30 protein-coding genes are annotated in these 23,583 nt (G+C 64.6%); all 30 read right to left on the bottom strand.

Annotation, left to right across the window (positions count from 1 at the left end):
• Positions 1-7: 7 nt before the first annotated feature.
• Positions 8-607 carry a YmfQ family protein gene (locus tag AC6LJ5_RS08930; protein ID WP_053497677.1) on the bottom strand — a complete coding sequence of 200 codons (600 nt, stop codon included), beginning with the start codon at positions 605-607 and terminating at the stop codon, positions 8-10.
• A complete protein-coding gene (locus AC6LJ5_RS08925) occupies positions 598-1,650 on the bottom strand; it encodes a baseplate J/gp47 family protein (protein ID WP_053497680.1) in 1,053 nt (350 codons plus the stop codon). The genes AC6LJ5_RS08930 and AC6LJ5_RS08925 overlap by 10 nt, the downstream gene beginning before the upstream one ends.
• A 1-nt stretch (position 1,651) precedes the next feature.
• Complete coding sequence (locus AC6LJ5_RS08920; protein ID WP_053497681.1) at positions 1,652-2,134, bottom strand: phage GP46 family protein; 483 nt, start codon at positions 2,132-2,134, stop codon at positions 1,652-1,654.
• 53 nt (positions 2,135-2,187) lie between these two features.
• Complete coding sequence (locus tag AC6LJ5_RS08915) at positions 2,188-2,733, bottom strand: phage baseplate assembly protein V (protein ID WP_053497683.1); 546 nt, start codon at positions 2,731-2,733, stop codon at positions 2,188-2,190.
• A complete protein-coding gene (locus AC6LJ5_RS08910) occupies positions 2,730-3,857 on the bottom strand; it encodes a phage baseplate assembly protein (RefSeq protein WP_053497685.1) in 1,128 nt (375 codons plus the stop codon). Before AC6LJ5_RS08910 ends, AC6LJ5_RS08915 begins: the two co-directional genes overlap by 4 nt.
• A complete protein-coding gene (locus tag AC6LJ5_RS08905) occupies positions 3,857-5,062 on the bottom strand; it encodes a DNA circularization protein (protein ID WP_230846575.1) in 1,206 nt (401 codons plus the stop codon). The genes AC6LJ5_RS08910 and AC6LJ5_RS08905 overlap by 1 nt, the downstream gene beginning before the upstream one ends.
• A gap of 46 nt (positions 5,063-5,108) precedes the next feature.
• Positions 5,109-7,286: a phage tail tape measure protein gene (locus AC6LJ5_RS08900; protein WP_053497689.1), complete on the bottom strand. Its 2,178-nt coding sequence runs from the start codon at positions 7,284-7,286 to the stop codon at positions 5,109-5,111.
• A 139-nt stretch (positions 7,287-7,425) separates the two neighbouring features.
• The gene (locus AC6LJ5_RS08895) at positions 7,426-7,725 is read right to left on the bottom strand and encodes a hypothetical protein (protein WP_053497691.1); all 300 of its coding nucleotides are present in this window, start codon (positions 7,723-7,725) and stop codon (positions 7,426-7,428) included.
• 31 nt (positions 7,726-7,756) lie between these two features.
• Positions 7,757-8,110 carry a phage tail tube protein gene (locus AC6LJ5_RS08890; RefSeq protein WP_053530710.1) on the bottom strand — a complete coding sequence of 118 codons (354 nt, stop codon included), beginning with the start codon at positions 8,108-8,110 and terminating at the stop codon, positions 7,757-7,759.
• A 12-nt stretch (positions 8,111-8,122) separates the two neighbouring features.
• The gene (locus AC6LJ5_RS08885; protein WP_053497696.1) at positions 8,123-9,595 is read right to left on the bottom strand and encodes a phage tail sheath subtilisin-like domain-containing protein; all 1,473 of its coding nucleotides are present in this window, start codon (positions 9,593-9,595) and stop codon (positions 8,123-8,125) included.
• Between the two features lie 17 nt (positions 9,596-9,612).
• Entirely contained in the window at positions 9,613-9,876 is a 264-nt protein-coding gene (locus AC6LJ5_RS08880; RefSeq protein ID WP_053497698.1) for a DUF2635 domain-containing protein, read from the bottom strand.
• A gap of 16 nt (positions 9,877-9,892) precedes the next feature.
• Positions 9,893-10,522 (bottom strand): hypothetical protein, encoded by a 630-nt coding sequence (locus tag AC6LJ5_RS08875; protein ID WP_155492269.1) that lies wholly within the window; start codon positions 10,520-10,522, stop codon positions 9,893-9,895.
• On the bottom strand, positions 10,506-11,096 hold the full coding sequence (locus AC6LJ5_RS08870) for a phage virion morphogenesis protein (RefSeq protein WP_053497702.1): 591 nt from the start codon (positions 11,094-11,096) through the stop codon (positions 10,506-10,508). Before AC6LJ5_RS08870 ends, AC6LJ5_RS08875 begins: the two co-directional genes overlap by 17 nt.
• Positions 11,096-11,602, bottom strand: a complete 507-nt coding sequence (locus AC6LJ5_RS08865) for a gp436 family protein (RefSeq protein ID WP_053497704.1) — start codon at positions 11,600-11,602, stop codon at positions 11,096-11,098. The genes AC6LJ5_RS08870 and AC6LJ5_RS08865 overlap by 1 nt, the downstream gene beginning before the upstream one ends.
• A 144-nt stretch (positions 11,603-11,746) precedes the next feature.
• Positions 11,747-12,010, bottom strand: coding sequence for an HI1506-related protein (locus AC6LJ5_RS08860; protein ID WP_053497706.1), 264 nt, complete (start codon positions 12,008-12,010; stop codon positions 11,747-11,749).
• 56 nt (positions 12,011-12,066) lie between these two features.
• Positions 12,067-12,957 (bottom strand): Mu-like prophage major head subunit gpT family protein, encoded by an 891-nt coding sequence (locus AC6LJ5_RS08855; RefSeq protein WP_053497708.1) that lies wholly within the window; start codon positions 12,955-12,957, stop codon positions 12,067-12,069.
• Between the two features lie 36 nt (positions 12,958-12,993).
• Positions 12,994-13,407 (bottom strand): hypothetical protein, encoded by a 414-nt coding sequence (locus AC6LJ5_RS08850; RefSeq protein WP_053497710.1) that lies wholly within the window; start codon positions 13,405-13,407, stop codon positions 12,994-12,996.
• A 37-nt stretch (positions 13,408-13,444) separates the two neighbouring features.
• On the bottom strand, positions 13,445-14,509 hold the full coding sequence (locus AC6LJ5_RS08845; protein WP_498140285.1) for a phage protease: 1,065 nt from the start codon (positions 14,507-14,509) through the stop codon (positions 13,445-13,447).
• Positions 14,510-14,659: 150 nt separating this feature from the next.
• Entirely contained in the window at positions 14,660-15,934 is a 1,275-nt protein-coding gene (locus AC6LJ5_RS08840; protein ID WP_053497715.1) for a phage head morphogenesis protein, read from the bottom strand.
• Position 15,935: 1 nt separating this feature from the next.
• Positions 15,936-17,549 carry a DUF935 domain-containing protein gene (locus tag AC6LJ5_RS08835; protein WP_053497717.1) on the bottom strand — a complete coding sequence of 538 codons (1,614 nt, stop codon included), beginning with the start codon at positions 17,547-17,549 and terminating at the stop codon, positions 15,936-15,938.
• A 20-nt stretch (positions 17,550-17,569) separates the two neighbouring features.
• Positions 17,570-19,372 carry a hypothetical protein gene (locus tag AC6LJ5_RS08830; RefSeq protein ID WP_230846573.1) on the bottom strand — a complete coding sequence of 601 codons (1,803 nt, stop codon included), beginning with the start codon at positions 19,370-19,372 and terminating at the stop codon, positions 17,570-17,572.
• Positions 19,372-19,650, bottom strand: coding sequence for a hypothetical protein (locus AC6LJ5_RS08825; RefSeq protein ID WP_053497719.1), 279 nt, complete (start codon positions 19,648-19,650; stop codon positions 19,372-19,374). Before AC6LJ5_RS08825 ends, AC6LJ5_RS08830 begins: the two co-directional genes overlap by 1 nt.
• A complete protein-coding gene (locus AC6LJ5_RS08820) occupies positions 19,647-20,225 on the bottom strand; it encodes a DUF3486 family protein (RefSeq protein WP_053497722.1) in 579 nt (192 codons plus the stop codon). Before AC6LJ5_RS08820 ends, AC6LJ5_RS08825 begins: the two co-directional genes overlap by 4 nt.
• Positions 20,226-20,228: 3 nt before the next feature.
• Positions 20,229-20,537: a hypothetical protein gene (locus AC6LJ5_RS08815; RefSeq protein ID WP_033454018.1), complete on the bottom strand. Its 309-nt coding sequence runs from the start codon at positions 20,535-20,537 to the stop codon at positions 20,229-20,231.
• Complete coding sequence (locus AC6LJ5_RS08810) at positions 20,527-20,919, bottom strand: hypothetical protein (RefSeq protein ID WP_053497724.1); 393 nt, start codon at positions 20,917-20,919, stop codon at positions 20,527-20,529. The genes AC6LJ5_RS08815 and AC6LJ5_RS08810 overlap by 11 nt, the downstream gene beginning before the upstream one ends.
• Positions 20,920-21,030: 111 nt before the next feature.
• Positions 21,031-21,465 carry a hypothetical protein gene (locus AC6LJ5_RS08805; RefSeq protein ID WP_155492270.1) on the bottom strand — a complete coding sequence of 145 codons (435 nt, stop codon included), beginning with the start codon at positions 21,463-21,465 and terminating at the stop codon, positions 21,031-21,033.
• The gene (locus tag AC6LJ5_RS08800) at positions 21,462-22,094 is read right to left on the bottom strand and encodes a transglycosylase SLT domain-containing protein (RefSeq protein WP_053497728.1); all 633 of its coding nucleotides are present in this window, start codon (positions 22,092-22,094) and stop codon (positions 21,462-21,464) included. The genes AC6LJ5_RS08805 and AC6LJ5_RS08800 overlap by 4 nt, the downstream gene beginning before the upstream one ends.
• A complete protein-coding gene (locus AC6LJ5_RS08795; RefSeq protein WP_053497729.1) occupies positions 22,094-22,465 on the bottom strand; it encodes a putative holin in 372 nt (123 codons plus the stop codon). Before AC6LJ5_RS08795 ends, AC6LJ5_RS08800 begins: the two co-directional genes overlap by 1 nt.
• Positions 22,466-22,563: 98 nt before the next feature.
• The gene (locus AC6LJ5_RS08790; protein WP_053497731.1) at positions 22,564-22,932 is read right to left on the bottom strand and encodes a hypothetical protein; all 369 of its coding nucleotides are present in this window, start codon (positions 22,930-22,932) and stop codon (positions 22,564-22,566) included.
• Positions 22,933-23,098: 166 nt separating this feature from the next.
• Positions 23,099-23,518 (bottom strand): helix-turn-helix domain-containing protein, encoded by a 420-nt coding sequence (locus tag AC6LJ5_RS08785; RefSeq protein WP_155492271.1) that lies wholly within the window; start codon positions 23,516-23,518, stop codon positions 23,099-23,101.
• Positions 23,519-23,583: the final 65 nt, after the last annotated feature.

Here is a 23,583-nt window from a genome sequence, read left to right as displayed (position 1 = left end):
AGGCAAATCAAAGGGAATCGACATACCCGACCAGCACGACCGTGTGCGCGGGCTTGTAGCGGGATAGGAGGCACAGCAGCCCGGGATCGCCCCAGGCGCGTAGCGGCGCCGTGCATTTGCTGTTGGCGGTGGCCTGAACAATGTTGGCCGAGGCGACGACATTCACCCTGAACGCAAAGCGCCAGCCGCCCTGGTTGATCGCCGCAGTGCACTTGCTGGTGGCCCGGAACGGGCGGAACTCGTCGATCCGCGCGTCGGGGTAGCCCAGGCCGATGACCATCTGCCGGAAGTACTCGGGTCTGGCATCCCCGAGCATGAGCCGGCGCATGTTGACGCGCTGGCGCCGCTGTTCCTTGCCGACAGGGGCATCCAGGCATTCATCGGGGAGGTCGTAGAGCCGTTCCCAGTCATCCAGCAACTCGTCGGCGAGCAACGGATCGAACTGGGCCACCAGCGACACCGCCAGCCGCTCGACCGCGCGCATCGAGGCACCGCAGGCTTCCAATAGGCGGACCAGCACACCGCCAGGCTGACGGTTGAGCATGGCGCCGGGCGGCAACAGCGCCAGGAGCGCCTCGCGCCAGGCTTCAATGCTTCTCACGCCCATGTGACTCCCCCGAAGGTTGCCAGTTCGCCGGGCAGGCAGGTTACATTGCTGGCCGGAGACACCAGCACGTGGTCGTTCTCGCCGGCGGCGATCGAGATGGCTTCCCTCATGTGGCTGACCAGCAGCGTGCCCCCTGGGATCGCGTCACGGACATGCATGTCCTTGAGCTCGGCGATAATCGCGGCCCGGATTTCAGCCGTGTCGGGCTCCAGATCCGAGATCACGTAGGCAACGGGCTTTGCCACTGACAGCGGCACAAAGAGCTCGGCAGTGACCGGCCGTTTCGCCTCGATATGCGCCCGAACCGTTTCATTCTCACCCGCATCCGGGATCGGGTCCTCATCGTCATCCCGGACGAAGCGCACGACGACGGTGCCGGCGCCCATGCCATTGGGCGTGCACCAGGCACGCGTCACGCCAGGGACTTCCTTGGCCCAGGCCACATAGTCATCGTTGTCCCCGCCATGAGGCGGGCGGCGAATACGCTCCAGGATCCGGGCCCGGAACAATTCCGGCCGCTCGACATCCGCGCCGCCGGAGATCGCGGTGGACGCGACGGCGGTACTGTTGATGCCGACCACTGGGCTGGCCAAGGTGAACTGAACGCCGGCTGCAGTGTTGCCAGCCTGGCCGAGCTCTTCGGCGGTAATGGCGACCGTGGCGCTGCTGCCCACAATGGTGACGCCGGCATCGACCGTGAACTGCACGCCGTCGGCACGCTGGAACACAGAACCGGCCATCAGCGATGCCCCGTTTTCCCCGCCGATCAGAAGCGACCCGGTCGCCGGCGCCGCGGTCTTCTGTAGGACGCCCCACCGCGCCCCGTGAGCAGGCAGTTCGTCCTCGTCACACTGGTCGGGCCAGGCCTGCTTAAACACCCGCTCGAGGAACTTGTAAAGGGCATCCAGGCCGCCGGAGAACACGCGCACCAGAACGCCAGCCAGGCTGCGGCGGGCCCGAGTCAGAATTCCAGGCAGGCGGCTCTCAATCTCCGAGGCCAGCTGCTCGATTAGCTTGGGAAGGGTTGGACGCGGAACGGGCATGTCAAACCTCAGCGGGCGCGAACGACTCACCGGCCAGGCGCCAGGCCTGAGCGGCGGAGTTCCATTCAAATCGATAGCGGCGGTCTACCCCGTTCAGGGAGAGCGTGATAAGCAGGACGAGCCAGCCCATCCGCGGAACGAAGGCGCTCACCCCAACCGAGGTGACCAGGCCGTCTTCCTGCATCCACTTCAGAGCTTCGAGGGCGTAATCACGGGCACGCTGAACTGTGGATTGCAACTGCTTTTCTCGGGCGAGCAGCCACCAGCGGCAACCGAACTTGTCCTGGGGGGACGAGGCGTAGGCGTCGGCCCACCAGCCACGGCGGTCTTCACCGGCCGCCACCTCGTGCGGCTGCGCCAGGCGGTCCGTGCACAAGCTGAGCAGCACCGCCGTCACCAGCGTATCGTCGCCGGCGAAATCCGCACCGGCCAGGCTCATGTCGAGCAGGCCGGTTTCGGGGTCAAGGGTGAGAGAGAAGTCCATGCTCCGCAGTCTCGCGGAACATGGCCGGCAGTGCCATTAAACAGGTTTACCGGCTAGGCGACGGGCGTGCCGGAGATGTCGTCGCCTTCTTGCACGCCGTCATGCTTGTGCTGATGGCCGATGTCCGTGCCGTTGTGGGTAGCCTTACCACCTCGCAGGTCCACGTCACCGTCGACGCGCAGGCCGCGCGTCACGCGCACGAAAGAGTCCAGCTCGATCTCGCTGGCATCCGTCATGCGAATCGGCATGCCGGCAGCGCGTATGACGATGCCTTCGTTACTCAGGTACACCGACATCTTCCGGGATGTATATAAGGCGACCTCACCGGTCTGCAGGTCGCGCATCCGGTGCCGGCGATCATCGACATTGATCACCACCTGGTGGTCGGTGTTCCCGCCCACGGACAGGGTCACACATTCGGCACCGGGGTGCGGCACTGACGTCATGCCGTACTGCTGAAACCGTTCGACCTGGTCGCGGCCGACATCGGCCTGGATGCCTATCTGGACGTTCTGCAGGCCACCGCCGTCGCTGACTTGGCCAATGAGGGCGCGGGCGATGGCCAGCCGGATCCGATTCAGGGCTGAGGAAATGCTCATTCTTCGCGTCTCCCCGTTCCGGACAGATCCCAGGGGGAGTCGTCAGGATGTTGTTTGCGGCGTTTGCGCCGGCGGCGCGGCGACGCGCCCTCCAGATCGAACGCCTCCGGCCGGCACACGGTGAGCGCGGTGCGCCGGGCATTGGTCTCGTCCAACGTATACCGGCAGGAGGTGATCAGCAGATCCAGGTCCAGGAACATGCGCGGGCTAATGACCCTCACCAGGGTATTGGGCAGCCATATGGCGCCGACTTGGCCATCCTGGCCGGTACGCCAGCCCACCACGATGATCTGGGCCCGCTTGCCGCGCCCCATCCGGGTTGACACTTCCCACTGCGCTCGTTCCTTGGCTTCGGCGTTGCTCAGGCCCTGCTCGGAATGGATAATCAGCGGCCGGTAGCGGTCAATTTCCGGATCCGCTGCCTTCGCCTGGATATGGGCGGCCGTCGCGCCGAACTGGTTGTCGTTGCCCGCGACCTGCGCCTTCATGCGGATCTCGGAATGGCGACGTGCCCAGGTGTGCCGCGCGCTGATTCGCCGGATGTTCAGGCCTTCAACCAGCTTGGTCTCGATCAGCGTCTCGCTGGCACGGGTCAGCACCAATTGGCCGGCCGGCGAGCTGCTCACCAGGATCGCCTTGGACCGCGCAGCGCGGTCGATCGCATCGAACGCCTTCTCACCGTCGTCCAGCGAGAAGCTGCTGATCGCGTCACCCGTATCCGTCTGCACCAACACTTCAATGCCGAAGGGTTTGCAGATATCACGCACGATCTGTTCCAGCCGCACGTTTTTCCACTGACCGCTGCCGTGGATGGCCGAGCTGTCCACCAGGTCGCCCGTCTTATCCCGCCCGCTGACGTTGAGCCTGCAGGAAGTATCGGTCAGGTCGATATCGATCGTGTCGATGTAGCCGGTGATCAGCAGGTCCTGGCCGAACTTCACCTCGCACGGCAGGCCCTCGCGCAAGCCGATCGGGGCGTCCTCACCGGGCCACCGATGGGTCAGCGTGAGCTGGAATTCACCAGCAAGCTGCTCGATGCCCCGCTCCACCTCCAGGCTCTTCCAGCCGCCGTAGGCCTGGCCGCCCACCACCAGCGTGATCAGGTTTTCGTCGAGCTGGGCCATTAGCGCAGCACCTCCAGCTCGCCGGCCGGCACGAAGAGCGGGTTGCGCACCTGGTTGCGCGTGACGAGCTCGTCGGCCCGCGAGCCATCCTGGTACACCCGCTGGGCGATCAGCAGCGCCGGCAGTATGGCCTGGGTCGTATAGGTCGCGCGCTGCTGCAGGCGGTCGGCTTGCTCTGCCACGTCCCGCACGATGGCCACCCGCAGCGCAATGAGCGCCGCTGCCATCTGGGCAGGAGGATCGTACGCCTCGAGCTCGTGATCGATCTCCTCCAGCACCACGTCGGCCTGGTCGCGTGCGTCCTGGGCCGTCGTCATTTCCTTGGCTTCAATGGCGTCGGTCAGGATGCGCGCCTGGGTCGCGATCACCTGGGTGCGAGTGAATTCCTCCATCGCTGCCGCGTTCACCACCCGGCGGGCCGAGGTGGCGCCCTGAGGCGGGGACACGGATCCGACGGGAGCCGTCCAAGGCACAGGGTCATTGGAGCCATACTCCGTACGCAGGTCAGCCATCGCGGATTTCGGTCGCTTGATGGCCAGGCCAAGCTGCTGGTACAGCGATTGCAGCTGCAGGGCGAGCGTCTCAGGCGTGCGGATCAGCGTGGAAAGACGGCCAGCAATGGACGAGGCGCCGCGTACGATGTCGCCGGCGATATCGACCAGGCCGTTCAGGCCCACCATGCGCTGCAGGGCATCCAGGCTGGAATTGACGCGGCCGACCAGGTCAGCGGTCAGGGCCGCGGCGCCGGCGACGTCGACCAGCGAGGCAAAGCGATCTACGGATGCCGCTCCAAGAACATCCGCCGCGTCGTGGACCCCATCCTGAGTGCTGGTGGCCGACTGCGGAAAGGTATTCTCGCCAGCCTCGGCAAAGGTAATGGCGAACCGGGCAATGCCTCCCTCAGAATGAGACTCTCGGATGCTGACCCGGCCCACGACAACCACGTTGAGCATGCCGTACTTGGGATGTATCAGCTCACCCGGCCCATACGCTTCGAGCGCTTCGATGAGCGCATCCCGCTCCTGCAGGTAGTTCTCCCCTACCACGTAGCCATTGACCTGGAACTCGCGCGCCCGTCGGCCCAGATCATCGGCATAAGGCAGATCCCGCATGGGGTACTCGTGCACCTCGTTCCGGCGGCCGACACCCGTATCCGAATCGGTTGTGCGAAACGGCACGCCCCTATAGCTCGCACCTACGGCCATCCCGTTGGGATGAGCCACCCTGCGCTGTTCTTCACGCCAGCCCATATCAGTCCGTGTTCACGTTGGTGCGCCCGACATTTCCCGTCATCCGGGTGCCGTCATTGGGCTGCAGGTCAGCATTGGCTTGAATGCCCGGGGCGGCGGTGATGTTGACGTTGACCTCGCCGCCGATCTTGGTGTTGGCCAGCAGTTCCTGCAGCCGACGCGTCATGTCGTCACGCGAAGCTGCCAGCGCGTCACGCTCGGCCTGGACACGGCCGATCGACATCGGCGTGTCACCAGCCTCGCGTTTCAACGCAATCATCTGATCGAACTCTTGGATCCGTGCATCGCGGTCAGCGATACGCTGGCGGAGCCCGCCTTCAGTGTTTGTCATCTGGTCATAGGCGTACGCACCCACGACAGGCGCGGCAACCAGAAAGCCGGCTGAAAGTGCGCCGGCGGCGCTGATGCCCCCCGCCGCACCCGCTCCGGCGCCGCCCAATGCGCTCGTGGCGCCGGCAGGGGCGGCTGCGGCGGCGGCTGTGGCCGCAGCCCTGGCAGCGCGCGCGGCGCCGAAGGAGCTTGCAACCTTCCCGACACCAAGCGCCGCGCCGCCAACCCCAACAACCCCTGCAGCGACGGCCACGCCCTGCAGGATGGTGGTAGCTCCGCTGAGCGCTGCGGCTAATTCAGGAGACTTCGCTGCCAGTTCGGTGAAGCTGTCCGCGACCGCATTCGTGACAGGCGCCAATTTGATCATCGCGTCATAGTTTGCGAACTCCGCGGCCTGCTTTGCCTGGTTCAGCTTGTAGCTGGGCGAGTCTTCGACGGTCCACATGTTGCGGTTGACCGCGTCTGTACCGTACAGCAAGGAATCCTTGGTGATCTTGTTGACGTTGTCACGGTCTGCCAGGTACCCGACCAGAGCCATCATCGCCTGTTGATCTGGGAAGAGCTTCGATATGACGCTGCCTTGAGCGATCTTCATTACTCCGCCCAATGCCTCCTGCCGTTCACTTCCCTCTGCTGCAGCTCGATATTGCTTGATGGCGTTCTGATAGTTCTTGTTCTTGGCCAACTGCTCTTCAATGATGTTCGCGGTGACATCGAGAGCGTCCAGGCCTTTCATGCGGCCTTCGGCCTTTCGCTGATCGAAGTTGATCCCGAGCTTGCCGAAGTTCTCCACTGTGTCTCGGGCCACCAGCTTGGCCAGAAGATTCTGGGTGTTCGTTGCTGCTTGATCAGAGGTACCTGCGGTAAGCCGAGTCGCCTGATTCAGCGCAGCGAGCTTTGCAATACCAGGAAGTCCGGAGAGACCAGCCTGTGATGCTGCAGCAAATTGAGCTGGGAGAGCCTTCGCCATGTCTCGAATCTCAAAGGCACCGCTTTGGCCCGCGTAGGTAGCGGCCCCGAAGACGCGCGCCATGTCTTCAGGCTTAACCCCCATGTTGCCCTTCGCAGCGAACGCAATCTGAGCGAAGTCTTCGCCAGAGGCCTGGTTCGCCGAGGCCGCGCGCACAGCTTCGCGGAAAATGGTCAGAGAGTCTTTAGCGCCGAACTTCCCGGAGGATAGGAGCGAATTCAGCGTGCTAGCGGCGTCTTCTCGGGTACTCCCTCCGTATCGAATCGCCTCCCGAATGGCCAGGTCCATTTCCTGGCGACCTGCGAAGCGACGGGCCCGATCTTCGGCTGCGCTGAGCGATGGGTCGCCATACGCGGTGTTGGCCATATGAGCGAGCTGCTCGTCATACGCGAAGGCTCTGTTTACCTTAGGCGCGACGACGGCGGCTCCCGCCATAACCCCAGCAGCCAACAGGCCAGCCTTCTGAGCGCCGGCGACCAAGCGCTGCCTTCCGCTGAAGACGCCCATTTCTGCATTGAGCCGTCCCACCGTCTGGCGCATCTGTTCGGCCGCACGCTGCTGTTCACGCCAGCTCATGGTGCCGCTGTTGGCCAGGCGCTGATAGGCGGCCTGCGTGCGCAGGATCTCCTGCTGGATCCGGTGTTCAGAGCGGATGCCCAGGGTTTCCCGCGCCTGGGCCATGCGGGCGAACTCGCGCTGGGTGCGCGTCGCCATGTTCACGAGGGAGGTTTCGGTCTGTTTGGTGGCACGACCGATGGCGGTAAGGTCTTTGGCCCCCGCGACGGCCATGTTGTCCAGGGCCTTCTTGGCTTCCAGCGCGGCCTTGGTAAGGCCGGCAGCGGTGCCATCGACACGAACCCCAACGACGAATTCGCTCATTCCCCAGACCTCTTCTTAGTGAGCTGATCTACATAAAACTGCGCTTCCGGCAAGGGAAGCGCCAGGATCTCGGCCCGGCTCCAACCCAGCCGGGATGCCAAGAGCATGATCTGCAGCAGCGCGCCCTCGCGGCCGCGCGTCAGTCTTCCCCCAGCTTTTCCGCCTCCTGCATGGCCTCGCGGAAGACGGCCCACTGCTTGCCCTTGAGGGTCTTGAACTGCGCCGGCACGAAGGGGCCGGTGTCATCGCCCGCGCGCACGAGCACCTGGCAGGCCAGCGCGACTTGGAAGGCGGTCGGCTGCAGGGCCGGGTTGGCTTCCTTCTCGGCCTCGAGCGAGTCGCCCAGCGACGCTTCGCGAACTTCGATCTCGGTGACGGGTTTGCCGCCTACCACCCAGGGCGAAGGCAGCGTCTTGATAACGGTCAGGGGAGTATTCATGGTGTTCCTTGAAATGGGTTTACAGAGGGGCCTAGCCCTCGATGCACTCGACGCCATTGAAGGCGAGCGTGACCTCACCGCCACCGCCCAGCACGGGTGGTGACGCCAACCAGGCGCCGCGGATGGTGTAGCCGATGCCGGTGTCGGTCTGGAACCGCATGGTTTCGTCGCGGATGCCGGCCAGGTCGGCCAGGCTCACGCCGGACATGTGGCTGATGGTGCAGTTGACCGCCGGCGCAGCGGTGGACTCGGTGTAGCCGTCGACGCCGCTGTCGCTCGTGACAGGCGCACGGGAAACGCCACCGATGTCGAGCGTGGCGCCAGGCTTGCTGCGCAGGCGGCGGCCGCCCACGCTGATGAATACTCGGCCAGTAACTTGAGGCATGTTCTCGATTCCTTACAGGATGAACTGGATGCTGCCCGCAAACACCCGGAACTGGTTCACCAGGTCAGGCGGGATGACGGCATTGACACGGTCGCGATCGACCATGCTGCGCTGGACGATGAGGTTCTTCTTGAAATCCTCGAAGTTCTCCAGGAGGCCCGCCTTCTCCAGGGACTTGGCGGTGGCGATCAGGACGCCCGCGATCATCGACGGCGTCGCGATCGGCTGGGCGGGGTCGAAGTCGGTACCGTCGTCGGCGAGCTTGTGCCGCGGGAAGTTCGTGGCCACGGCCGTGCGGAAGGCATAGCGCATGTAATCCGCCGTCCACACGGTCTCCACGTCCAGGTAGGAGACATCCTCGATCCCCCAGGCGTTCGTCTGGTACGTGGTCACCACGCGCTCGATCTGCACGATGCCGTCCTGGGAGACGGTGAACGTGCTGCAACCATCGTGCAGCAGCAGGTGGCGCTCTTCACGACGGAAACGATCCTTCGGGCTGGGCGGCAGCAGGCCCGGCAGATCGAGCGTCTGGAAGGGTCGTGCCGGGTCGATGGCGCCGTTGAACTCGACCACCGCGCCGTGTACGGCCGCCCACAGGTACGGCGCCTGCGGCGGGTTCTTCACACCGATAAATGAGCTGTGTTCGTTGTTGCGGGCAGAGCCATAGGTCGTGAGCTGGGCGTGCGTGCCGGCCATGCCCGTGAAGAGGTGGCCCGTGCGCATGTCCATCCCGCCAAACCGGCTGTCGAGCTCTGCCTCGATGATCGCCATGTTCGCCGAATCACTCCAGGGCGAAATGATGGTGTAGAACCACTCGTCGGAGATGGCCGCGACCACGTCGGCCGCGTCGGGGTTGCCGGTGCCGGTCACGCCGTTGGCGATCTCCAGCACCAGACCGGCCGGCAGCGTTTCGTCGTCGTAGAAGTTGACCAGCACGCCGATGCCTTGGGTGAAGGCACCCTTATGGCGCGCCGTCAGCGTCACCACGCCTGCGGCCGTCGAGGCCGTGACCGGGCCGTTCTGGTAGCCATTGACGACAGCGGCGATCGCCGTGGCGACAGCCGTGGCGGTATCGCCGGCCGCCACCCCGACCGACAGCTTCTGGCCGTTGATGTAGAGGGCGATCGTGCCGGCAGCGGCAGCGGGGCCGGTGACGGTGATGGTCTTGGTGGCGGCCACGCCAGCGGCGAGGTCTTCGACGCCCAGCGCCCAGATGTCGCTCGTCTTGTTGGCCCGACGCGCGAGGCGCAGCATTTCGTGCAGCACGCTGCCGCGGCCGAACAGTGTGGCGCCCTCGTCACCGCTGTTCACGCGATAAAGGGTCAGCGGGGCCGCGGTGCCGGTGGGCAGCTTGTTGCCCACCACCAGGATGCGGCGGTTGAGCGACGGCAACCCACGCAGCGCCTTGGAGTTGTCGATTTCGACGTACTGGCCCGGCGTACGGATGTCGGTCGGGATCGTATTGAAAATGATGTTGTCCGGCATGGCGGCTCCTTGGATCGTTACTCGGTGGCCGCCTTGGCGCCCTTGGCCGAGGCGGACTTGGCGGGCGCGACCGGGGTATCGGCCGGATTGGGATCGGCCGGCGCGGCTGCGCCAGGCTGCGTCTTATCGACCGCGACCACATCGCCGTCGTCGCGACGCCGGCGCCAGTACGTGGTCAGCACAATGGGCTCGCCCTGCGTGGCGAGATAGCCGCCCTGGGGCTTGCGCACCTTGAGCGGTTCGCCGTCGATGACGGCCGGTTTGAGGGTGACGGTCTGCATTCTGGATCCTCGGATGTCAGTTGTCGGTGCCGGCGCCAGCCAGCGGAATGTCAGCCTGCAGGTCAGGCCTGTCGGTGCTGTAGTCGGGCGGCTCGGCGAGCCATTTTTCGTGCTCTTCGCGGCTTGCGTGCGGGGCGATGTCCATGTCCAGGTGAACGTGGCGCAGGTCACCCAGGCCGTCCAGCTCCTCCGGATCATCGGGCAGCGCCATCGGCGTGCTTTCAACCGACACGCCGATCACGGTGAGCCCGGCGGTCTCGAAGACATCGACGGGCTCCAGGTACTCTGCGCGGCGGATGTTCCAGCTGGCGTCGCCAATGCGCCGGCCATGCAGCGCCCGGATCACCAACGTCAGAAGCTGATCCGCGCTGATGGATTGGCCATCGCCAAGGCGGGCCTGGGTATTGCCGCCCACGTTGCGCACCACGATGCCCACGGTGAATGCCAGTACGCCCATGTCGTCGACGATCCGATACACCCCTTCGGTGACGTACAGCGCGGGAGCGTCCACTAGGTAGCGCTGCAGCAGCTTGGCGTCATCAGGCACGGTGGGTAGGCTGCCGACCGTGCGCGTGGTCTTCTGGATGCCCGGGCGCGCCTTCAAGGCCGCAATGAGGGCGAGTTCATGCTTACCGAGCACCGCCACCTCCCTCTGCCGCTTGAATGGCCTGCACCGTCAGGCGGCCCATTGCCCACAGGTCCTCGCGGTTCACACCCAAGAACGGCCGGGCGGGCATCCGGATCTTGTAGGCACGAACCTCATGCCAGCTCGTGCGGGCCCGCTTGTGGCTATCGCGGGCGAACACCGCCAGATTGCGATTGCCAGGCTGGCGCACCAGGTTGCCGCGGGCATCGGTGCGCAGGCGGATACGGGTCGAATACGGGGCACGATTGATCTCGCCACCCTGCTGGTGGATGCGTGCATAGGCGACGTTGCTGCCCCAGGCTGCATAGGTGTCGCCATAGGCGTTGGTGATACTGCGTAGCAGGCGCCGGCTCTTGACGAGCGTCTGGCCGCCGGATTTCTGGACCCGACGGCTGGGTTTCCAGGCCGAGCCATCAGGGCCCCGCTGGCGCTCAAAGCGCAGGCGAGTGGAGGATTCGCCGTAGTTGGCGATCGCCTTGAAGATCGGCCGGGGCGAACGGCCAAGGGCGGCCAGGCGAGACAAGGCGGCATCCAGCCCGCGCTGCCCTTCGTAGCGGATCGTGGCCTGGACCATCAGAGAAACCCTCCCGAGGAGCGGCGATCCCAGATGCGACCGGCGGTGTACAGCTCGGCGCCGGCGCCGCCAGCCGGTTCAACGCCAGATTCTGCGTCCACGCCCAGCTTTACATCGCCCGAGGCCACGCCGATCAGGAATTTGATGTTGGCGTCATAGCGCTGCTTGACGGTCTCGGTGAACTGATCGTCGTAGAGGTAGTAGCGGGCCAGTTCGCAGGCGATCCGGATCAGGACCTGCGGCACGGACGAAAGCGGCAAGGTGTACCGCCCGGCGATGTAGCTATCGATCGTGTTGCGCGCATCGGCCAGCGCACGGTCGACCTTTTCCATGGCCCGCGCGATCGCGGCCCGCTCCTCGGGCGTGAAGCCGCTCAGATCGCCACCGGCGGCCGCGATCCGAAGCATCTCGTCGGTGACCAGGCGTGGCACCATGCGATCGGCACGCTGGGAGATCTCGTCGGAATCGAAACGGATCAGCAGTTCGGTGGCAGTGGCGTAGGACATGGGAAAGACCGTAGAAATGCCGGGGCTAGACCAAACCGGTTCCCGCACTATCCAGCCCCGGCAGAGGTTGGGCGGTAGCGTCTGCAAGGCTCGCCCCATCCGTCAGACGCAACAGATGGGGTTCAGCGCCCGTCGCATGGGGTGTCAGGTCGCGTTGGCCGGGTTGCTGCTATCCGGTTCGGTGGGCAGGTCGATCAGCATCGTCACCAGTTGCGGCTCGGTGGTGAGCTGCTCGAACTGCTCATCGGTCAGCTCGGACAGCGGAATCACCGTCTCGCCGGCGAAGGCGCGGCCGGCGCGACGAAAGCCGTCGGTCTTGGGAACGACCTTCAGGGCCTTGGCGCCGTCGGGCTTGGTGACGGGCGGTTTTGCGGTGGCCTGGCGGCCTCGGGGTTTGGCGGTAGCCATGTGGGCAATCTCCGGTATATCGGGTTGGGTCAAGTGGTGCGGGCGGGGTTAGCCGATCACCCCAGGTACGGGCAGACCACGACCTTGGCGGTGCCGCGCATCACGTTGCTCGCGCCGTTGGCCAGGCGGTCGGCCTGGATGACCTCCAGCGCAGCCTGCTCCAGCGAGGGCGGCACCCAGAGCTCGGCGGCGCGGATCGCCAGCGGCTTGCCGTTGTCGGCCTTCTGGCTCTGCATCGAGGCGCGGGCATCGGAGTACGCCTGCAGGTCCAGGCCTTCCTTGGACGCATAGGCCAGTTGCCACAGGCCATAGCCGACGTTGCTGCGCCCATCGGCACCCCAGACGAACTCGTTTCGGTTGAAGACGTTTTCGTCGGTCAGGCTCGTCTTGGACTGGAAGGCGTAGGGGCGGCGACGCTGGTAGATGATCGGCTTGATCACCTTGGTCGTGTCCACCAAGTACCAGGCTGCGCCCGAGCCACCCTGGAAGTTGCTCACGCTCACTTCCTGGCCCGGCTGCCCGACAGGGTGATCCGTGTCGAAGAAGTACTGGCCGTCGAAGCAACGCGTGGAGAAGCCCGCCTGCAGGAGCGCAAAGACGAGCTCGTCGGGGTGCGTCACTGCGTCCTGGCCCAGCTGCTGGATGACGGGCTTGTATACGCCGTATTGGTCATCCTCGATCTCGTCGCGGCCGACCGACACGGTGTTTTCCCAGGTCTTGTTCTTGATCGAGTAGTCCGATTGCTTCAGGTTCTGATAGACCCGTTCACCCAGCCACTCGCGGAACTTCGTGATGGAGCCCAGCCAGGCGTACTTCTCGGTGCCCGTGGTGCTGGGCACCATCATGGCCAACTGGTTCCACATGGGAGCCGCGGTGGTCAGGCCCGACTGGAAGGCCGCGTTGAAGGCCTGGTTGAGGATCGCCAGGTTGGCGTGATTGATGATCATGTTCGAAATCTCCGAATTCGAAGGACTGGTGGCCGATCAGGCGAAGTCGACCCAGACGCCGTCGGCGTCCACATCGAACACCTTGCCGGCCACGCTGCGGGTGTTGGTGCCCGAGGTCTTGGCCACCGTCTGGTCGTCGACGATGTAGCAGTCGGCACCGATATCGGCCAGGGTGATGAGGTCGGCCGAGGCGCTGTTGGCGAAGCGGTGCGGGCCTTTGCGCAGGCGCACGCGGATCTCGCCCGCGGCGCCCGCGCTGTTGTCGGCGCGGTCTTCGGCAACGCCCACAGCTTTGAGCGTGGTCGAGGTCGATCCCGGCACGGCGTAGCCCGTGGCGGTGTTGATGCACACGATCGAGCCGCCAAAGATCTTGGTGGCGGCCGCCACGGGCGGTTCGATCTGGTTGCCGTCACGGCGCAGTGTGTTGCGATCCTGGGTCAGAGCGGTCATGGAAGTGTCCTGAAGGTGAGAAACGGGGGGGCGGCGATCAGCCGTTGGCCAGGCCCTGGGCTTGCTTGCCGGCCTTGAACTGGTCGGGGGTCAGGCCCATGGCCGCGCACACGGCGAGTTCGCTCTGGCTCAGTTCACCCGCGTGCTGGCCCGGCTGCTTTCCATCGGTCTGGCGCTGGCCGGCGAGGACCGGGTTGGCGGGCGTTGCGGCAACCAGCGCCTTGAGCTGCGCCAGGTCGGCCTTGCCGATGTCGCGCCAGGTCTTCTCGACGACATCGCTGGCCACCTTGCCGTCGGCCTTGGCCTGGCCGATGACCTGATCGATTTCGCCCTGGGCGGCTTGTGCACGCAGGGTCGCCAGCTCGGTATTCAAAGAGGCAACGGCATCCACCGACACGAACTTGGTCGGGTCGGGCGGCGTCGATTTGAGCGTCGCGATCTGGGCGTTCAGGCCAGCGATCTGGCCAGCTTGCGCGGCCTGGGACTTCAAGGCGGCCAGGGCAGACACGCCCTGTTCGGTGGTGGCGGTCTCGGGCAGGCCGAGGCCTTCGAGCAGGGCTTTGAGCAGAGGGTTCATGTCGTCCTCGGTGGTGGTGGGAAGGAATTGGCGCGCAAGCTGCGCGCTGAGTGCGGCCAGCTGAGCGCTGGTCAATCCGTCCAGGGCAGGACGGTTGGTGAGCGCGGCGCCGACAATGGCCAGCACGTCACCGGTTTCGGGGTGATAGAGGAATGTGGCGCTTTGGTAGCGGTATTCGTCGCCATCCAGCATCTGCTTGGCGCGCGCCGTCCACTGCACATCCTGCGCAAAGAGGCCTTCGCCAGGGCGAAAGACGAACTTGGCGCCGGCCATCCAGCCGGCCGCCGGCGCGGGCTGGCCGTTCTTGGCGGCCTGTTGCGTCTGGTGCTCGTAGTCGATCGGAAAATCGTTGACGCTCGCGCGCGCCAGGGCGATGACCTTCTCCGCGATCTGCGCATTCATGCGGTAGGTGCCGGACTTGGGCATCTCGCGCACATCCTCGGCCGCCTGTGGCTTGAATTCGCCATCAGGCAGCAGATGGAGCTCAGGGATGGCGCCATCGTCGCCCGTGCGCTTGATCTGCACGGCGAACGCGGCAAGGAGTGGAATGGTGGACTTAGGCATGGGCGCCAGTCTGACGCCATGCCTTGGAACGCTCTATTAAACGGGTTTACCGCGTTTTCGGGTGTGCACCTGATGTGGCCGGAGTGGCTGCTGCTCGCCCACCGCCGTCACCTATTGCAGCTTGGAGAGACCGGTGCGGTCAAACGATGCGGGGTCGATCACTTCCATCGAGACCACGCCATTGGCCCCGGCCTTGCCGCGCGCCTGGCCGGTGAGGTCCACGACAACCTTCACCACGCGTTGTGAATCGGAGGGGGAGGTACATAGCAGCACCGCGTGATGCCCGTCCAGCCATGCCTCACCGACCTGGCGCAACAGCGTCGGCAGCTGCGCGACGAGTGCGGCGCCAGCGTCCGTGGCCGGACCAGGAGCATCTTGCCCATCACCCAGCATGCTCCGCAGCTTTGTCATGTCGACGTGAATCGTGCCGCGGGCGCCCGCGCCGCGCAGCTGCCCGGCGCCCTGCAACGCGTCGACCTGGTCGCTGGAGAATGCACCGACCACGCGACGCTGCCCAACCGTGCGGCGTTCACCGCGGGTGTAGCGGCCGACGAAGTCGTTGAACTCGGCCTGTACCAGCGGTGCCCATTGATCGGTGCCGTCGGCCAGCATGCGCGCGGCCGTGCGTGGCTCGGCCGCGTCCGCCTTGTCCATCAACGCCCGGGCCAGACTTTCGCGGCGCAGGCCTGGCCGATAGTTGAAGGCCGGATGCACGCCCACCGGCACATCCATGGTTTCGCCCGTGCGAGTGTTCGTGTACTCGACATACCGCTCGGGCGGCGCCTCGCTGACCTCAAGGCCCATCTGGCTCACCTGGCGCGCGGTCAGCTGCAGCACCCCGCACTTGCAGCCCCATTCCTTGACCGGCATATGCGATTGCCACCAGGGATCGTCTGCACGCAGGACGCGGCCGGCAAAGGCTGCATGCGACAAGCGAGGGTGCTCGCTCGAGCTGCGCAAGTACTGCAGGTAGGGAAACAGCTCGATGTTGCGCTGGATCCGCTCGGACTGCCCCTCGGAATACGCGGTGGAAACGTTGGTGTCAAATATCTTGCGCAACCTGGCATCGCTGCCAAGCTGCGCATTGACCGTCTCGCCGGTGACCGGATCGACCATCTCGCGCTTGCCCCACCAGCCCTTGTCCTGCAGCTGCGGGCCGAGCGTGCGCCGAAAGTCCTGAAACGTGGTGCCCTCGGCGATCGCGCGGTCGGTGGCACCGCGGATGTCCTTCAGCACATCCAGCCGCATCGCCTTGGCCACAGTGAAGGCGGCCGCGTGTTCCTGGGCAGGCATGTCCTGCCAGGCGAACGCCATCCGATAGCCCTTCTGGCGAAAGAACTCGACAGCCTCTCGCGGCGGCAGCGGCTCCAGCTCGATGGCGGCCATGTCAGGTGCGTCCGCCGTTGGTCAAGTTGCCCCAGAGGCGGGCCGCCAGCGTGCCGCGGCTGAGCAGGTCCACCAGCGCCGTGGCGTCCATCGCGGCCAGGCGCTCCTCGACGGCCACCTGGAAGTCCTCGAACGACGTGCTGCTGTCCAGCGCTTCCTGGATCGCCTTCTGGATGGGATCAGGCTTGGCCTGCCACTCATCGAGCATGGCATCGACCAGGCTGTCGATCGCGTCGGCCGCCGCGTTGGTCGGATCGCCCGGTGCAGCCTTCAACCGGGCCAGCTGCGCGGGAGCGGGTTGGCGTCGGCCTCCAGCAGCCAACCCTGCGAGCCCGCCGGCGCCATCGCCAAATGATGGCGAAACGGGCTGCAGGATCGCATCCTTTTCTTCGGCCATCGGGATCTTGAGCTTACTGTGCGCCCAGTCCGCTTTGATCCGCATGCCCATGTTCACCAGCTTGGGTAGCGAATCGGCGAGCAACTTGATGTCTTCGGGCTGCTGCGTGTCGAGTACCAGGCGCGGGCACCGGTGCAACGACGTGCGGCCCCGGTTGACCGCCAGGATCGGGTACACCAGCTGGCGAGTCAGGGTGGTAGCAAGCTGGCGCGCGTCGGATTTCTTCAGGTCGTGGCGCAATTCGTTGTGCACCTTGCCCAGGGCCTGCGTGCCGTGCTCGCCTTCGCCGCTGGTGAGCGTGCCTCCCAGGACCGCCTTGCTCGTGCTGCGCTCCATGAGGCTGATCATGCTGTCAAACGGCGTGGACTCACCCTTGGCAGCTTCCTTGAACTCGATCTTCATGCCCTCGGGCACGATGGCCGCGGCGTCGTGGCCAATGCCGATCACGGCGCGCAAGAGTGTCGCCCGCGCCTTGTCGTCAGACGTGTTGGGGTTGTACGTGCCCAGGCGCAGCGGCAACCCGTAGATCTCCAGGAACTCGGCCAGGTCGCGCACGGCAAAGTTCTTGAACAGCCACGGCCAGGCAAGCACACGAAACAGGCCCGTGCGGGCGATGTAGCCGCTGCGCGAGCGGTGCGTGTGCATGATCCAGCCGAAAGGCCAGAGCGGCTCTCCATCCGCACTGTTGTCGCGCAGGCGCAGTTCGTTGCGACCCAGGCCCGGGGAGATGGGCGTACGAAACCACCCTTGAGGGCGAAACGTTGCCGTGACCGGCATGCGCGTTTTCTCGATCGTGTCCCATCCGAGCTCAATCGGTGAAAAGCCATGGCCGACTGCATCGGTCATGTCAAAAAGGATGTCCTCCATCTCCAGGCCCTGCAGCACCTCGGTCACGAAGGCCGCTTCGTCCTGTTCCGCACTGGTGGGATTCGCGGGCGGCTCGATCGACCAGTCGAGCTGGCTGACCGTCAGGCGGCGCGTCTGCATGACGCTGAAGAGGTGCGCATCTTTTTCCTCCATGTCGGCGAACATCTCGTGCTGTGCCGTGATGTCGCCCGTCTCGGCCTGCTGCAGGATCTGCGCGAGCCGCGGCGGGGTGAGCCCGCGTGTGGGGTGGTTCTCCCATTCGGATTGCAGGTGCCCCAGCCGAGCCGTCTGCGGCTCCTCCAGGTGCATGCTGGTGATCGGGCGGCCGAATTGATCAACGATTTGAGCCATGAATCTCTCTCTGTCGGGTCTCAACCCAAACCTGCGACGGTTCCCCGGTGGACCGAAGCCCCGGCAAGCCGTTTACGCGTGTTTATAAAGGCCCTCAGGCGCGCGACTGGGGTCAGCGTAGCCACCCACCCCAAAAAACGCCCCAAAAGGCCGGAAATTTGAAGTGCCTCGCGCCACGCGCCGTCGCCGGCCCGCGGGGTGTCGTCGTCGAGTTCACCAGGCAATGCATCCCAGCGGCTCGTTTGGCGCGGCACCGGCGTGTAATCGATGGGTGCGGCAAGGTTCATCGTGGCGAACCACAGCAACGCCAGCATCACCGCAGAGTCCCCGTGGCGGGTCAGTTCCGGATCCTTCAGATCCTTGCGCCGCAGTTTGACCACCATCGGTATGCCCTCGACATCCTCGATCGCACGAAGGTCGGCCGCCACGTTGGCGTCACGCGGCAGGTCGATCATCCCGTCCTCGAACCCCTGGATCAGCTTGGGCATCCAGGTGCCGTACCAGGCGCGGTTCAGCTTGATCTGGTGGACGTGGTCGTGCCCGAACTTGTCGGCCGTGTACTCGGCCAGTGTTTCGCCCGAGCCAGTGGCGTCCATGGCGCCACCGCAACGACGCGGCAGCTTCTCGATGATGTGCCAGATCACCTGTTCCTGCTGGCGGGTCGGAACCTTGTGCATCTCGACGACGAACACCACCCGCCGGCGCAGGTTCGCCTCGATCTGACCCACGCCGAACGCCGAGAAGTCACGATGACGCGCGAAGTCCTGGGCGAAAACGCTTTGCAGTTTGGGATCGAGCAGCGCCAGGGCGGGTTCAACCTGGCGGCGAATCCAGTCCTCGACGAATGAGCGGCGCTCGGCCTCGCTCTTGCGCACGAAGTCATCGTCAAGCGCCAAGCGCACGACCGGCCGCTCCTCGGCCATGGCGTTCTCGATCCAGACGCCAGGCAGGCTGACGCCGCTGCCGTCGCGCGGGATGGCATCGAGCTCTTCGCGCATGGCCGCCTTGCGCACCCCATAGGCATTGCGGATCTTGCTGTACCACTCTTTCTTCCCCTCGGCCGTGGCCGGCGTGCCCTTCATGAAGCACACGCGTTCGTACAAGCCGTTGGTGACCGCATCGTCGAACGTGACCGTCACAACGGCCGCATCTTCACCATAACGACCGGCCTCGATGTCGCGGCACAACTGAGCGAACGGGTTGTTTTTGCCGTTGTGGGAGCTGATGATCGTGATCTGGCCGCCCCAAATCAGGAGCGCGGTGGCCGCTTCCAGCACACCCTGCACGTCCGGATGGAACGCTGCCTCGTCGATGACGACGTGGCCCTGCAGGCCCCGGATGTTCGCCGGCCGGCTGGACAGGGCGCACACCTGAAAGCCGCTGGCAAACCGGATGCGATACGCGGTGATGTGCTTGGTCTTACCGCCCTCATCCTGGTCTTCGAAGAGGAACTCCTCGACGCCCGTGACGCCTTCGCCCTGGGCACGCGCGATCACCCGGGCGAACTTGGCGCAATAGCCGATCGCCTCCAGACCCTTTTCCTTGGTGTCGCCGATGTAATAGACGTTGTCGCCGCCAGCGGACTTGCGGGCCGCCGCCACCAGCGTCTTGTTCAGCATGGTGCCGAAGGTTATACCGGTACGACGGCCTTTCGGAATGGCGATGATCGACGCCTTGAGGGCGGCGACTTGGCGCTGGTGCAGCATCAGAATGCCGTCGGCCAGCGGATTGAAGTTGTCCGAGATCGAACGCACGCTGGCGGGTAGGTCGTCCCATTCCAGGATGCGCAGAGTGGAGGCCAGGGGTTTGATGACGGCGGCCATCAACGATCACCTCCAGGCAGAGGCGTGATCGGGCCCGTCACCACCAGCGGGATCTGGATATCTCGGTCGGGCGCGACGACTGCGGCGACCTTGACGAACACTCTGAACAGCGCTCCGGCCAGGCTCAACACCCACTCGGAGATGCCGTTGCGCTCGACCACCAACGGGGCCTCGCCTTCGAGGTCGCCGAGAAAGACGGGCACGACGCCGCAGAACCAGCCGTAGTGCGTGAGGCGCGTGCCGAGTTCTTTGTTGGGGATCTGGAAGAGGATGCTCATGGTGCGTTGATACCCAGGAAGTCGCGGCGCCAGAAGTCGACCTGCTCGGCGCTCATGCCCTGGGCCTTGGCGACCTCCTGCAGCTTGGCGTCCTGCTGGGCGAGCAGCGCGCGCCGCGCACGCTCCTCGGCCTCGGCCTGGAACTTCTTCAGGTTGACCGAACTGCGCGCCAGCGTGGCGATGTTCTTTGCGGCCTTGCTCAACAGCTCCACGCGCTTGCCGGAGTCGGTCTCTTCGTCGGCTTCCTGCAGCTCAATGATGGCTTCGAAGAGCTCGGTTTGCACCAGGGCCGTCAGCGCTTCACTGCGGGCGTCGATCTCGTCGCCCGCATGCGCACGGATGAGCTTGGCCGCCTCGGTGCTGGCCCTGATAGCCGCCAGGCGACGCTCCAGCTTCTGGCCGTAACGCCCGATGGCACTGCGGCTGGGGAGCGACCCGGCATTGGCCTCGGCCGGAAAGCGCTCGCGCAGATCCTCGATCAGGCTATCGAGCGTATGGCAACCGGTGGCCAGTTGCGCCTCGATATAGGTCTTGATCTCTGCCGGCAGGCGGTGAATGCTGCTTTTGCCAGCCATGGTTCACCAGTACTTGACGGGCCGGGCGATGCCAGGCTCACAGTCGATGGTGTATTCGGCGACGTCGGTGCCATACCGCGTGAGGTCGGCAAACCACTTGCCGTCCGGGCGCTTCTCCAGCTTAACCAGGTCGCGGTCCGACAGGTAGTCGAGCTCGCGGCGCAGTTCCAACGGCGTGGCGTCCGGATACTCGGATTGCGCCACCGACAGGATCGGCCCTTCAAAGGCGCCGATCGGACGTGCGTTGTTCAGGGTCAACAGGATCAGCCAGCGCAGCGATTCGCGGCGCGAGCGGGCCAGGTCAATTTGCATTTTGTTTTCCATCCAACACTCCCCGCAACTGCAGGTTCTCGATCTTCACGGCCAACCCATCCAGCTTGGCCTCGACAACGCTCTGGCCGCGGATGTAGTCCTCGCGGCGCACATACTGCAAGGCCATGTCGCGCTGCATCTGCAAGAACTCTCGTTCAACGCGCTGCCACTCGCCGGCTTCCAGCTTGGCTGACTCCTCGAGCTTGTCCAGCCGATGCTGCACCTGCTCATGGTTTGCCGAACGCGCATCTTCCTGCGCACGAAAGCGCAGATCGATATGGCGCAACATCTGCGTGAGCAGCAACCGACCCGCGCCGGCGCAAGCCCCAAAGAAACCAATCAGCAGCGTGATGAGCTGCCAGACTTCCAATTCGATCTTCACCGATCCTTCCCCGGCTTGTTGATGTAGTCCACGGTGTCCACGTGCTTGCCTGCGCAGGTGCCGTACAGGCCGTACATCGCCTCCAAGGCGACCGCGGCCGCTGCGTCCGAGTCATCGACCGGACGCACGACCGGCTGACACCGCGTGGCCAGTTCCGCTGGCAGCAAGACCGCCGGCCGCCAGGGCATCGGCTCGGTCTGCCGCGGCGCCGAGGATCCGCATGCTGTCAGCATCAAAGCGGCACTGCACAGCACCAGCCGGACGAGATTTCGCAATCGCATTCTTGAGCTCCGTATTCGACGTCTTGTTCTGCTGCTCCAGGCCCGTCATCGCCGTGCGCAGTTCCTTGTTCATCGCCGTGCTGCCCGAGACGTCGGCGCGTAGCGCATCGAGGCCCTTGGCGAGCGAGTCGACCTGGCGGGCGTCGTGCGCAGCCTGTGTTTCGAGAACGCCACGCTCATGGCCATTGGCCTCGCCGCGCCAGTAGCCCAGGCCCGCCGCGAGCGCGCCTAGCGCGATCGCCCAGCCCACGATGTTCAGATTCACGGGCATACGCCAGGCCCCCAGGATGCCGCAACATAGGTCGGCTGATGGTGGTGGATGATGCGGTCGGGATAGGCCCGGTTCTCGCGCCAGTTGGCCGCCGATCGGCCCGCATTGACCGTCTCGACCGATCCCCACCAGATGAGCGGGTCAAGCCCCGCACTCGATGCTCGTTTCTGGTCACGCGAGATCCAGCCCAGCCCGCCGTTGTAGGCCGACAATGTCATCGCCATGCGCTCGCAGTCATCACGGGCGCGGATGCGGTCGTAGAGATAGCGGTCGTAGGTCACCAGGGCGCGCAGCGCCCAGGATGGATTGAAAGGGGCGTTCTGCGCCAGCGCGGGGTAGAGCCCAGCGATCCAGCTGGAGGTCGCCGGCATGAACTGGGCCATGCCTTGCGCGCCCACGACAGAAACCGCACCAGGGCGCCAGGCGCTTTCTTGGTGGATCTGGGCCGCGAACATCGAGACCGGTGCGTCCATGCCCCAAACGACACGGGCGTTACGCACGAGCTCCGATCGGTACTGATGGGCAGCGCGCGGCACGTCGGCCGCTGGCGCCGGCAATGCCGTGCAACTGGCCACAAGCAGGACGATCAGGTGTCGACCGAAGCGGAGGAGCTGCTGGCGCATCACAGCCCCAGCGCGACAGCCAGAATGACGGCGGCCGCGATCGCCGTACGGCGGATCGTGGCAACCATGAAGGGGATTTCGTAGCCGTCGGCGATCGGGTGGTCAACACGGTGCGAGCCGATGCATGCGCCGCAGCGCCAATCACGCACCAGGTAGCCGTCAGGCCGTGCATAGGGGAACAGTGCGCGGTCGATCCAGTAGGAGCCGACGGCCGCCAGGCTGATCAGGCTCAGCTTATAGATCGCGACAGGGACTTGCTGGGGGGAAACGATGCCGATCACGACGATCAGCAATGCGGCGACGATGAGCCAAGTGGTCAGGCGCGGAAGGCGGCGACGCAGGGGAACAGTGGGGTATACGGTACGGACCAAGGCAGCACTCCAGAGCAAGAAAAAGGGCGGCGAGCAGAATGAACCTGCATCGTGCCGCCCGCGTGCTTGGAGTGCTATTAAATGGATTTACTGCGACGCTACTGCCGCGGCGTGTCGATGTGCTTCAACAGGAGTTCGGCCTTCATCTGGGCGATGGAAAGCAAATCTGGAGGCAGCTTTCCGCAATAGGTGTTGTAGTTGCTCATGTCGGTTTCGTCAGCCTGTTCCGTAGTCAAGATGACCATCCTCCATGCGCATGCCAATACCGGATTCTTCTTTTGATCGGAGAACCGATCCGAGTATCCGAAGGCGAGGTTCCGCTGCGCCTGATAGTCGCCTGCGAGAGCTTTCTGCTTGAGGACCGCCAGGTTCTCAGCAGCGTGAGCAGGGGTGAAGATCAGCATCAGTGCAGTGGCCAATGCGGCCGCCACATTGATTCGACATTGTGTCTTAAAGATGTATGCCATCACCAGATTCCTCCCTATTCGAGCAAGGTGACCCTGACATTGTTGGTTGCGTCGTTTTTTAAAACGAAGATCACCAGCATTGCAGATTCAACATTGATACGTGGCTTTTGATTAGTGATCGATCCAGTATCGGAAGCCGTCTGATTGATGGTGATACAGCGTTGGCTCACTTCTTATCTCCCATGTTCAGCTTGAATTTCTTGTTTATCACCTTTCCGCCGCTGACGTGCTGATTGACGCTGCGGGCGCTCTGCACCGGGTCTCCGCCTCGATGCGCCATCGCAGCAGCAGTGCGTCGGATAACAGCTTGGTCAGCTACCGAACAGGCGTCGTAGTCCGCAACCAGCGCTCGGTGTTCTGGGGCGATTGGTGCGGGCGGAGCAAACGAGCGGGAACCGGTAAGCACATAGAGGACGTCCACACCGGCACGCGCAATTGCTTCCAGATAATTCGCATCTGGCGAGCGCTCACCCTTTTCGTACTTAAGCTGCGCCTGTTTCTGGACGCCACCAGCCGAACCAAGCTCAGCTTGGTTCATACCCAGTCGCTGCCGTTCCTCGCGCAGCCGCTCTCCCAAATTACTCAATTGGGTATCCTCAAAACGACTTGACAAGTACGCATTTGCGTACCATCATTCACCCTCAAGAACCT

The organism is Achromobacter sp. 1011791174, assembly GCF_059760925.1.
This window is presented reverse-complemented; position numbering and strand designations above follow the sequence as displayed.